The sequence below is a fragment of the Streptococcus taoyuanensis genome (assembly GCF_029589235.1).
Lineage (GTDB): Bacteria > Bacillota > Bacilli > Lactobacillales > Streptococcaceae > Streptococcus > Streptococcus taoyuanensis.
The window spans coordinates 50,598-61,491 of the sequence record NZ_JARQVW010000011.1; the positions used below are offsets into that span (position 1 = coordinate 50,598).

The following is a 10,894-nucleotide window of genomic DNA, read 5'->3' on the forward strand; positions in this document are numbered from 1 at the left end:
ACTATTGGTTGATTATTTTATCTAACTCTTCACCATTTGAAGGAATCTTTTGTTTTTCCCTTCTCTCTCGTACCCACAGCATAGCTAGTCCAAAAAGGTGACTACCAAACAAGGCAGTCACAAAAATCAGCTTGCCCCTGTCTGGATAAGAGAGAGGGAGGCTGCTAAAGCCATAGCGAGCCCACTCGATAAAGATCGGATGCGAAAAGTAAAGAGCTATACTCATTTGCTTTAAATACTGTAAATTATAGCTTTTCAAAAAGGACGATCGCAGGCAGGCATTGACAAAATAAACGGTCACAAAAGGAAGAAGAAAGAAAAAGTTCTTATCAATTCCTTGGTGTTGAAAAATAATGATCCCTTCTAGACAGAGCAATCCAAAGGCAAGAGCTAGCTTTTGCCAACGGTGAATTCTAAAAGTTTGTGCATGAAAATGGTCATACAGATAATAACCCATATAAATAAAAATGGGCGTGTAAAAGAGACCATTTCGCGCTGTAAAAAATAAATTGCTGTAGAGCTGGTAACCTTTGAGAAGACTTGTGGTGTCCAGATAAGCCGAATAGGTCTCGATCAAGCCCCAGCAGTAAAGAAGAAAGGTGATCACCCCCGTCCAAACCATACCTAGGTGTTTGACCAATTGATTGACCAAAAACAAACCCAGCAAAAAGGCTGGGATATACCAGAGTTGGTAGCACATCCCCAGATAGATCAGTGCAATGAGAACACCTGCTGGAAAAAGATAGATAGGAAGATGGAGACTAGAGAAAAAGAGCCAGGCATAAGGAAGGTAAACAAAACTCCAAAACAAATAGGTTTTTACGATTTTGGCCAGATAGGTCTTCATTTTCTTAGAATTCCCTAGTGATTGCTTGAGGAAAAAGCTGGCACAGACGATAAAAAATGGCACTGCTAGCCGGCCAAGCATACTCTTGAGACCAAAATGCAGTGGCTCATAAGAGGTCAAGCGACCACTATGCACCAAAATCACTGCAATCGCAAAGAGGTATTGAAAAAAGCTGATACTAGAGGTGTTATAGAGGGGATTCTTTTGCATAGTCCTACTCCTTGCCCAAAGCAGTTTCTATGGTTATTTTAGCATGAAAGGGAAGGCCAAGCAAGGAATCTTACATCCTTATCTACCTTTTTTCCTCTATTTTTGATATACTCAAAGCATGCATAAACAAACCATCATTGATTTTAAAGAGCTTGGTTTGCGCCACCTTTTCACCGAGCCCATAAAGGAATTAAAAACCAGAGACCTCGACCAAGTAGAGGCACTTCTTAAAGAAGTGGAAACTTACCAGGAGGCTGGTTTTTATGCCGTCGGCTATATCAGCTATGAGGCTGCTCCTGCTTTTGAGAAGAAGTTTGCTGTCCATCCAGCACCTCTTATGGGAGAGTATCTCCTCTATTTTACTATCCACGAGGAGGTCGAAACTCTTCCTTTTCCAGAGGACTATGAGGCTGTGGAGCTTCCAGCCAATTGGAAGGAAGAGGTAGAGGCGCCTGCTTATCAAAAAGCCATCGAGACCATCCATCACCATATTCGCCAGGGAGATACCTACCAGGTCAACTACACCGTCCAGCTTTCCCAAGAGCTAGAGGCTGATCCTTTGGCCATTTACAATCGCTTGGTGGTAGAACAGAAGGCCCATTACAATGCTTTCATCCAGCACGATGATGTCTCCATTCTCTCTATCAGCCCTGAGCTCTTTTTTGAGCAAGACGACCGGCTACTGACCACGCGCCCTATGAAGGGAACAACACACCGTGGTCTCACTAACCAATCAGATCTTCAAGAGGCTGCTTGGTTAGAAGCCGACCCCAAAAATCGAGCAGAAAACATGATGATCGTGGATCTCCTCCGCAATGACATGAACCGGATTTCGGAGATTGGAAGTGAGCAGGTGACCCGTCTTTGCCAAGTCGAGCAATACTCCACTGTTTGGCAGATGACCTCGACCATCGAAAGTCGCTTGCGAGCTGAGGTCGATCTGGTCCAAACCTTCCGAGCTCTCTTTCCTTGTGGCTCGATTACAGGAGCACCGAAGATCTCCACTATGGAAATCATCCAAAAGACGGAGAAGGCTCCTCGAGGTGTCTACTGTGGAACGATCGGCATCCTTCTTCCAAAAGGGAAACGGATTTTTAATGTAGCCATCCGGACCCTTCAAATGCAGGGGGATCAAGCCATCTATGGCGTAGGAGGAGGTATCACTTGGGACAGTCAATGGGAAAGTGAATACCAGGAAACCAAGCAAAAATCGGCTGTCCTTTACCGGCAAGAGCCTCGCTTTGAGCTCCTGACGACCGGCCGCATCCACCAAGGAGAGTTGTCTTTCTTAGACCAACATGTAACACGCTTGAGAGAAGCTAGTCGCTACTTTGCCTATCCTTATGATGAGCAAAAACTCCTGAAAGAACTTCAAGAAGAGCTCGCTCATTTAGATCTCAACCTTGACTATCGTTGTCGGATTGCCTTGCAAAAAAACGGAACCTTCCACCTAGTGATCACGGAACTGACAGACTTGCCAGCTAGCTATCTACAGGCCCAACTGACCGAGCAGAAGCTTGATTTAGCGACGCCATTTACTTATTTCAAAACGAGTCAGAGAGACCATCTCAGCCAGTCAGATCACGAGCAAATTTTCCATCTGCCAGACGGAAGCTTGCTAGAGACGACGATTGGCAATCTGGTGCTGGAGATAGAGGGACAACTCTATACCCCACCAGCTCACCTCCCCTTACTCGATGGCATTTATCGGCGCCATCTTCTTGAGACCCAGCAAGTTGAAGAAAAACTCTTAACTCTGAACGATTTAACAGACGCTGATCGTATTTATGCCTGCAATGCTCTTCGTGGTCTCTACGAACTCGATTTTCAAAGAAAGGATTCCTGATGAAACTTATTTTTTTACATGGACTAGGGCAAGATGTCCTCTCTTGGCAAGGAGTCCAATTTGCACTTTCACCCTTGCACTCCAAAACTTTTGATATTTTCTCCCACCCAAAAGAAAGCTATCAGGAAGTCAAAGAAAGGTTGATGGAGCGCCTCCAGCAAGAAAGCGAACCCTTTATTCTGGTAGGACTCTCACTAGGTGGCGTGCTCGCTCTTGATCTCTCCAGACAAGACTTCCCGCAACTCAAGGGCTTGGTCCTTGCAGGAACTCAATACAAACTCAACACCAACCCCCTCTATCGGCTCCAGATCCTTCTCTTTCGTCTACTTCCCAAGCATGTCTTTGAAAAACAAGATGCCAATAAACAACAGATGCTTCAAATCTTGACCGAATTAAAAGGGCTCAATTTAACCGATACCGCTAAAGCTTGCCCCCTCCCTAGCTTGGTTATTTGTGGCAGCAGAGATTGGGCCAATCAATCTTCTTCTAAAAAATTGGCCAAGCTCCTGCCAAAAGGCCGCTATCAAGAAATCGCAGACGGAGGTCATCTACTCAATACCGAGAAACCCTATGAACTCGCGCAAGCCATCAAAGAGTTTGTTGCTGAATTTTAAAATGAAGAGGCTAACTTTTAGAACAGTTATTCATAATATATATAAAGTCATTTTTAAAACTTTCCTTAGGTGAGTACGGACGTTAGGTGAAATTATCCAGTGGATGATTTCAGCAATCCAGGAAGTTCCATGACTTAATCAAGATACAAAGGGCGTCTGCGGATAAAGTCAAAATAGGAGGTTTGACACAAAATCTGTAGATTCTAGGAGAACTTATCTTTTTGACACAATCCGCAGCCCGTGTTCAATTTGTTTTAAACCCCTTCGCTTTTTAATTTCAAAGCTCAGGCTAAAACAGTTTCCCAAACTGTTTTACTTCCAAAACTCCCGAGTGCTAGAAACATGATCGTTTCTAGCACTTTTCTCACAGCGGAAAGTTTTAATATATTTTGGATTGAATTTCAACATTAGAAATTCTTTTTATTTCTTTGTAGAGTCACCTATTCAACATTTTTATTTTATAAGAAGTCTTTACCGCAATTTTTTAGAAATATTTGAGAATTGCTTGATAGTTATTTGAAAAGCAAGCTGTATACTAAGAGTGTAAAGAAAACAACTAGTCATTTGGACGAAGGAGAAAACCATGGAAAAAGTATTAGAAATTTCCCATTTGAGTAAAAAATTCGGTCATCAATACGCCTTAAATGATGTGAATCTCACCATTCGCAAAGGCGACGTCTACGGACTGATCGGTAAAAATGGCGCAGGGAAAACCACCCTCATCAAGGTGATCACCCAACTGATTCAGGAAACTGACGGAAGCATCTCCCTCTTTGCTTCTAAAAATCGCTCCCAGTGGACGCAAGCCCTAAAACGGGTCGGATCCGTCATTGAGAGTCCCGTGGCCCACAAGCATATGACCGCTTATCAAAACCTGGTCTACTATTGCAAGGCTCGCCATATCCCAAATCCCGACCAGGTCATCAAAGAAACCCTGAACTATGTCGGCCTGAATAATACGGGTAAGAAGAAATTCCGTGATTTTTCACTCGGGATGAAACAACGGTTGGGAATAGCGATCGCGCTCATTGCTAAGCCAGATTTCCTTATTCTGGACGAACCCATCAATGGCCTCGATCCAGTCGGAATCAAGGAATTCCGTCAGATGATCAAGCGCCTCAATGATGAACTCGGCATGACCATCCTCATTTCCAGTCACATCCTGTCCGAACTTTATCTGGTTGCCAATCGTTTTGGCATTGTCGACCAAGGACGCCTGATCAAAGAAATTAGCAAGGCTGAATTCGAAGAACAAGGAGAAGACTACATCATCCTCAAGACCAGCCAGCTAGCCCTTGCGAGTCAACTGATCCAGGATCAACTCCATCACCGTATCAAGGTCATCGATAAGGATGGAGAAATCCATATCTTCGGACAGACTCACGATATTAAAATCATTGTCAAAGCCCTCGTTCAAGCGGATATCGACGTGGATGAAATCTACTATGCCCGCCAAGATCTGGAAAAATTCTTTACGGACTTGGTAGATTAGTCAAACCACCGTCTCGTATTACTTATCCCACATATTTCATTTAGGAGATTTATCATGTTGCATACCATTCAAGCAGATTTTTACAGACTTTTTCGCTCCAAAGGTTTTTGGATTACAGAAGCCATTCTCGTTCTTAACATCCTGTCTGGAGTCATCTTTGGAGCTACCGGCCACGTCGGCGTCAATACGGAATCCAAATTACCCCAAGCAACCGAAGTTTGGACGGGCTTTAAAGCCTTGACCAACTACTCTTCCAGCATCAGTGTGACCATCCTCTTTACCATTATTGTCATCACCTTAGTTCTGGGAACAGACTTAACGCAAAACTTATATAAAAACAGCCTAGCCTATGGCGTTTCTCGCACTAGCTACTACTTTGCCAAAAGCGCAGTCGTCCTGACCATTGCTCTCTTTCAATTTCTTGTTTCTTATGGTCTCGTCTTCTTGATCGCGACCCTCTACAATGGACTTGGCACCATGCCAGAGCACTTCTTGGCTCATTTTGGTCTGACTGTGCTGATTCAGTTCCTCTGCACCTTGGCTTGGGTCAGTATCATTTCCTTCCTTCTCTACGCCAGCCAATCCATCACCTTGGCCTTCGTTGGCTACTTCATCGGAAATATCCTCTTAAGCCTGCCTGCGCTCTTCTTTAAAGATATTGACATTTTCCACTTTATAAACTTGGAGTTCCAATATTCCATGGTCCAAAGTACGATAGCAACAAACAACACCCTCTCGATTGCCCTTGGATTCATCCTTGTTTTTGGCTTCCTAGGACTCGCTACTTTTAAACACAAAGATTTATAACAAAAAGGCTTGAGCGGTGCTCAAGCCTTTTTTCTTAGTGTAATGGTCAAGATAAACCAATCTGCCTCTGTTGCCAGTTGCAAGTCGCCCCCTAAGATCTCTACAAAATTTTGAATGATGTAGAGCCCTAAGCCGGAAGACTCTTCTGTATCCGACAGATTTTCAGAGTAGAAGCGACTAGCTAATTGATCTAAGTGCTGGATCGGTTGTTGCACAATATTGCGTAGCTCGACCCGAATCGTGTCCGCGTCCGACATTAAGGTTAAACGCGCCTGATCCTTCCCATGCTTGAGGACATTACTGAGCATATTTTGCAAGAGGCGCTCCCAGAGCTCTGGATCCGTAGCATAATGAAGATGCTCTTCTAGCTCTACCTCTAAGGCAATCCCCGCCTCAGACAAGCTATCGTAATACTGGAATAACTGCTGAGTTAGGACTTGGCTGAGATCGACGTCTGAAATCCGAGGCTGAATGGCTCCCTCCATCAAGCGTCTGTATTCCAAGAGAGATTCCAGGCGTTTTGAGACGACTTGAAGATTGGAAGCAATTTTCTTCAGCTTTTCCTCTTCCTGCGTCCCACCCTTGATGATTTGTTGGGTATAGCCCGACGCAATGGTCAAAGGCGTCCGAATATCGTGAGCAATATTACTGATAGCCATATCCAAGGTCTTTTTCTCTTGAAAGGCAATCCGATTGGTCCGCTCGATCTGATCAAAGAGATCACTGACCTGCTTGGTCAAGGCGACCAATTCTTTTTTTGAGACCTGGGAGGTCAGTCGTACCCCACTCCCACTTTGAAGCTTCTTTTGAATCTGCTCCTGCAAATCCTTTAAGGCAGAAAGCAAGCGAGCATAGCCCAAACCCAAGAAAAGGACAAGGACGACAAGAATTAGAACTAAAACCCACATTACTTGTCTCCTTTCAAGCGAACACCCAAGCCCCAGACCGTTTCAATATAGTCCTCATCTGGATCAAGCTGGGCAATTTTCTTTCGGAGATTGCTCAGTTGGGCATTGAGGGTATTGTCACCAGGCAGATAGACCTCTTCCCAGACCACCTCATACAATTCTTCTTTGGTAAAAATTTTCTTTGGATGCGCCAGTAAGGTCTCAAAAATTTGAAATTCTTTTTTGCCCAAGCGAAGCGTCTGTTCGCCGGACTCCAGTTCAAAGGTTTCTGGATTTAAGACCAAATTTTTAAAGGAAAGCTTTTGCGACACTTGAGCTTCCTGTACTACCGTCGGTTGATTTCTCAACTGCACCGTCACCCGAGCTGCCACTTCGTCCAGATTAAAGGGCTTGACAATATAATCATTGGCACCTGCAAGGAGGTACTGGCTAATGAGGTGTTTGTCTCCAAGAGCCGTCATCATGATGACTGGCACCTGACTCTGCATACGGATCTCCTCAAGGACCTGGTCCCCATTCTTCCCTGGAAGCATGATATCCAGAAGGACCAAATCAATGGCTTCTTGCTGGAAGAGCCGTAGCCCTTCTGTACCTGAAAAAGCCTGAAGGACCTCATGATCTTCACTTAAGAGACTGTATAAAATTTCTTGGATATCATTATTATCCTCGATTAATAAAATCCGTGCCACTTGCCTCGCTCCTTTTTCCTTTTCTTGCGAAATCAGTTCTATTCCCCTAGCCTATCAAATAAAGGGACCTTCGTCAATGAAAATCTGATAAAATTCTATTGTCCCCAGGTAGATCTGCATGTTAGATCATCACAAGATGAACTTGACGATCCTTTTTTTCAAAGGGTATAATAGGACCAATGACACAATAGGGAGACTCATCTATGAAAAATAATGCTAAAACTAAAATCAGTCTTGTATCCATCCTTGTCATCCTGGGCGTTGCTGCAAGAATGATGCGAGTCATCCACCGACACCAAATCAGGGAGCAAAACAAACAAACCATCCAAACGACTAAAAAGGTTGCAGAGTTTCAGAAAACACTAGACGAGGAAGAAACGAAGAAACGCAACGAAACCTTCAACAAGATTTATAATGAATCCCTTGTTCGGACAAAATTTGAGAACTGGCACAAAGTCGATGAACTTCATGGTTTGGGACAAAGAACTGGGCAATTTTATATCTATAACTTTGAAAAAAAAGAAGAGATTCTCTTAGAGAATGCAGATCAAGCATTTGTTCTACCCATTCGAGACAAGAGTGATAACGTCACATTTCAGGCTATTTTTGCCCATAAGGACGGTCAGTGGCACATCATGAAGCCAGACGGAAGTTCTCAGTTGCAACTAGGAGCAGCCGACATTTCCGCTGAATCTAAGTTTGTAATCGAGAACAATGTCTTAGATTACGACCAGTAAATCCGTAATGACTTGGCTAAACTACATACAAAAAGCTTAGGACCCCAGCTTGTGGTTGGGATTCTAAGCTTTTTCGTTTATAGGAGAGAGTCGGCCAGCAAGTACCGAAAACTTTTATTCAACAGAAGCCCCATTTGTCGCAATGACTTCTTTGTACCAATAGAAGGATTTCTTACGTGAGCGGGCCAAGCTTCCCTTGCCTTCGTTGTCCCGGTCGACATAGATAAAACCGTAGCGCTTCTTCATTTCTCCTGTCCCGGCAGAGACCAGGTCAATACAGCCCCAAGTCGTATAACCCCAGAGGACAACGCCATCTTCGTTGATGGCCTCCCGCATGGCCTTGACATGGGCTGCGAGGTAATCAATCCGGTAGTCATCCTCAATCTCCCCGGCTTCATTTGGGGTATCAACGGCGCCTAGTCCATTTTCTACAATAAACATGGGTTTTTGATAACGATCCCAGATGGTGTTCAGCGTAATGCGGAGACCAAGAGGGTCAATCTGCCAACCCCATTCTGAGCTTTCTAGGTAGGGATTCTTCAGAGAGGCAAAGATATTGCCCGCTGTTTTCTCCCTTTCAGCTGGATCCCCTGAAGCGACCCGACTAGCATAGTAGGAGAAGGAAATAAAGTCCACTGTATGGTCTTTCAACAATTGCAGGTCCTGCTCCGTCATCTCAACCGTGATTCCCTGACGCTCCCACTCTTTCTTGGCATAGTTAGGGTATTCCCCACGCGCTTGCACATCGATGAAGAAATAGTTCTTGCGGTCTTCTTCTAGACCAGCCCAGACATCTCGCGGAGCACAGGTATGCGGATAGTTTTGTCCAGCTGCCAACATACAGCCCACCTTGTTGTTCGGATCAATCTCATGGGCTATCTTAGTGGCAATGGCTGAAGCGACCAATTCATGGTGAGCCGCCTGGTATTTGACCTGCTCCTCATTCTCCCCTTCTTCAAAGCAGAGACCTGCTCCCATAAAAGGCGCATGAAGGATCATATTGATCTCATTAAAGGTTAGCCAGTAGTTGACCAAGCCCTTGTAGCGAGTGAAGAGGGTCCGGCAGAGTCGTTCATAACATTCCAACATTTTACGACTACGCCAACCTCCATACTCGGTAATCAAATGCATGGGACAGTCAAAGTGGGTAATGGTCACCAAGGGTTCAATGCCATACTTATGGCACTCCTTAAAGAGGTCTTCATAGAACTGTAGACCTGCCTCATTCGGCTCTAGTTCATCTCCTTTAGGGAAGATCCGAGACCAGGCAATGGACAAACGATAGGTTTTAAAGCCCATTTCCCCAAAGAGAGCAATGTCTTCCTTGTAGCGATGGTACATATCAATGCCATCCTTAGCCGGATAAAAATAGCCCTCTTCAAAGTCGAACATTTTTCTCTTACCTGTAATAATGGCGTGACGATCAGGCCCAATCGGCACCACATCCACATTAGCCAAGCCACGGCCATCTTCATTATAAGCTCCCTCACACTGGTTAGCAGCCGTCGCCCCACCCCAAAGGAAACCATCTGGAAATTGAAGTTTGTCGGTCATCTCTCTACCTCACTTGATTTGATAGTTCTATTATACCCTTCTCTTTCCAAAAAATCCTACAAGATCCTATGAAAAACTGATACTATTCTAAGGTAACTCCTTTACTCTAAAAAAAGATCCCAAGCCCTTACTTGAGATCTAAAAATCCATCTTATTCTTTCCAAACCGTTTTCAACCAGGTTAGATATAAGTCCTTCCACTGTTGAACAAGAGTCCAATCATGATAAAATTGGGGCATCTGTTCTCCTAGACAGGCTCCAAATCCATGCCCACCCTGTGCAAAAAGATGTATTTCTGTAGAAATCCCCTTCTCATTCGCTTTATGCACTAAATCCAGACAGTGTTGAGCTGGAACTACTTCATCATCTAGTGCTGCACAGATAAAGAGTGGAGCATCTCCATTTCTCAAACCATTTCTCATATCCAATCGATCTGCAACAGCTTGACAAGTCACTGGATCACGATAACTGTCAGCACCTGCTAGAACAGCTATTATTTTATCCTTTTGAAGAGAAATAGCTGGATAGATGAGGCCCAAGGATGAAATACTAGCATCTTCCAAATCAATCTTATCCAATTGATAATCTAATCCTTGGAACCAATCCTGATTTCTTAGTAATAAGGAAGTTACACCTGCTAAGTTACCACCAGCTGAAAAACCAAGTAAACCAATTTTATTAGGATCAATTCCAAAATCAGCTGCGTGATATCGGACATAACGAATAGCTCGCTGAGCATCTAAAAACATGAGGGGTTCACGATAGGGGTAACTGCGATACCAAAGAACAAAAGCTGAAATTCCTACCTCATTAAGAAGTTCAGCAATTTGTTCTCCTTCCGTCACCATAGATTTTGTCAAATAGGCTCCACCAGGACAGATCACAACTGCCTGATCGCTCCCTTCCGATAGATAAGGAAGAAGAAAAGGCCGGTCTGTATACGTTATTTCTGCTGGTCCATGTTCAATTTCTTGTCGATAAACCATGGTATCATTGCCTGATAGATCTCCAAGTTCATCTGATGATTTATCCCAGACTCCCGGATATTTCTCAAATAAATCATGAGGGGTATACTCCTCGTGAATATTCAAGACATCTGTCTTTAAACGTTTATTATTTCCTGGGATTTGCTCACCCCATATATATAAAGGATTTTTCATAGTGTACCTCTGAACTACTATTTTTGATTCA

The 10,894-nt window shown here is 44.0% G+C and carries 10 protein-coding genes; 5 read left to right on the forward strand and 5 right to left on the reverse strand.

Going from position 1 to position 10,894, the window contains the following annotated elements; translation table 11 throughout:
- Nucleotide 1 precedes the first annotated feature (1 nt).
- Nucleotides 2-1,057: an acyltransferase family protein gene (locus tag P5Y91_RS07590; protein ID WP_023919081.1), complete on the reverse strand. Its 1,056-nt coding sequence runs from the start codon at nt 1,055-1,057 to the stop codon at nt 2-4.
- A 118-nt stretch (nt 1,058-1,175) separates the two neighbouring features.
- Between P5Y91_RS07590 and pabB the strand changes: the two genes are divergently transcribed.
- The 4 genes from pabB to P5Y91_RS07610 all read left to right on the forward strand — a co-directional run bounded on the left by pabB (nt 1,176) and on the right by P5Y91_RS07610 (nt 5,816).
- The gene (pabB, locus tag P5Y91_RS07595) at nt 1,176-2,903 is read left to right on the forward strand and encodes an aminodeoxychorismate synthase component I (protein WP_118396516.1); all 1,728 of its coding nucleotides are present in this window, start codon (nt 1,176-1,178) and stop codon (nt 2,901-2,903) included.
- On the forward strand, nt 2,903-3,517 hold the full coding sequence (locus P5Y91_RS07600; protein ID WP_049488958.1) for an alpha/beta fold hydrolase: 615 nt from the start codon (nt 2,903-2,905) through the stop codon (nt 3,515-3,517). The genes pabB and P5Y91_RS07600 overlap by 1 nt, the downstream gene beginning before the upstream one ends.
- 583 nt (nt 3,518-4,100) lie before the next feature.
- Nucleotides 4,101-5,009, forward strand: a complete 909-nt coding sequence (locus tag P5Y91_RS07605) for an ABC transporter ATP-binding protein (protein WP_118396514.1) — start codon at nt 4,101-4,103, stop codon at nt 5,007-5,009.
- Between the two features lie 54 nt (nt 5,010-5,063).
- Complete coding sequence (locus P5Y91_RS07610) at nt 5,064-5,816, forward strand: ABC transporter permease (RefSeq protein ID WP_277839206.1); 753 nt, start codon at nt 5,064-5,066, stop codon at nt 5,814-5,816.
- Nucleotides 5,817-5,836: 20 nt separating this feature from the next.
- On the opposite strand, the gene P5Y91_RS07615 is transcribed toward P5Y91_RS07610, so the two are convergent.
- Complete coding sequence (locus tag P5Y91_RS07615; RefSeq protein ID WP_118396512.1) at nt 5,837-6,724, reverse strand: sensor histidine kinase; 888 nt, start codon at nt 6,722-6,724, stop codon at nt 5,837-5,839.
- Nucleotides 6,724-7,413 (reverse strand): response regulator transcription factor, encoded by a 690-nt coding sequence (locus tag P5Y91_RS07620; protein ID WP_182448468.1) that lies wholly within the window; start codon nt 7,411-7,413, stop codon nt 6,724-6,726. The genes P5Y91_RS07615 and P5Y91_RS07620 overlap by 1 nt, the downstream gene beginning before the upstream one ends.
- A 203-nt stretch (nt 7,414-7,616) precedes the next feature.
- Here P5Y91_RS07620 and P5Y91_RS07625 point away from each other — a divergent pair, with 203 nt between their 5' ends.
- Complete coding sequence (locus P5Y91_RS07625; protein ID WP_118396508.1) at nt 7,617-8,150, forward strand: hypothetical protein; 534 nt, start codon at nt 7,617-7,619, stop codon at nt 8,148-8,150.
- A gap of 114 nt (nt 8,151-8,264) precedes the next feature.
- On the opposite strand, the gene P5Y91_RS07630 is transcribed toward P5Y91_RS07625, so the two are convergent.
- Nucleotides 8,265-9,704, reverse strand: coding sequence for a 6-phospho-beta-glucosidase (locus P5Y91_RS07630; protein WP_277839207.1), 1,440 nt, complete (start codon nt 9,702-9,704; stop codon nt 8,265-8,267).
- A gap of 151 nt (nt 9,705-9,855) precedes the next feature.
- On the reverse strand, nt 9,856-10,863 hold the full coding sequence (locus P5Y91_RS07635) for an alpha/beta hydrolase (protein WP_014713869.1): 1,008 nt from the start codon (nt 10,861-10,863) through the stop codon (nt 9,856-9,858).
- Between the last annotated feature and the right edge of the window lie 31 nt (nt 10,864-10,894).

Bases quoted from the DNA above. Each gene is read 5' to 3' on its own strand.
- P5Y91_RS07625 (WP_118396508.1), top strand. From the start codon at position 7,617: ATGAAAAATAATGCTAAAACTAAAATCAGTCTTGTATCCATCCTTGTC.
- P5Y91_RS07600 (WP_049488958.1), top strand. From the start codon at position 2,903: ATGAAACTTATTTTTTTACATGGACTAGGGCAAGATGTCCTCTCTTGG.
- P5Y91_RS07590 (WP_023919081.1), bottom strand. From the start codon at position 1,057: ATGCAAAAGAATCCCCTCTATAACACCTCTAGTATCAGCTTTTTTCAA.
- P5Y91_RS07610 (WP_277839206.1), top strand. From the start codon at position 5,064: ATGTTGCATACCATTCAAGCAGATTTTTACAGACTTTTTCGCTCCAAA.
- P5Y91_RS07635 (WP_014713869.1), bottom strand. From the start codon at position 10,863: ATGAAAAATCCTTTATATATATGGGGTGAGCAAATCCCAGGAAATAAT.
- P5Y91_RS07605 (WP_118396514.1), top strand. From the start codon at position 4,101: ATGGAAAAAGTATTAGAAATTTCCCATTTGAGTAAAAAATTCGGTCAT.
- P5Y91_RS07630 (WP_277839207.1), bottom strand. From the start codon at position 9,704: ATGACCGACAAACTTCAATTTCCAGATGGTTTCCTTTGGGGTGGGGCG.
- P5Y91_RS07615 (WP_118396512.1), bottom strand. From the start codon at position 6,724: ATGTGGGTTTTAGTTCTAATTCTTGTCGTCCTTGTCCTTTTCTTGGGT.
- pabB (WP_118396516.1), top strand. From the start codon at position 1,176: ATGCATAAACAAACCATCATTGATTTTAAAGAGCTTGGTTTGCGCCAC.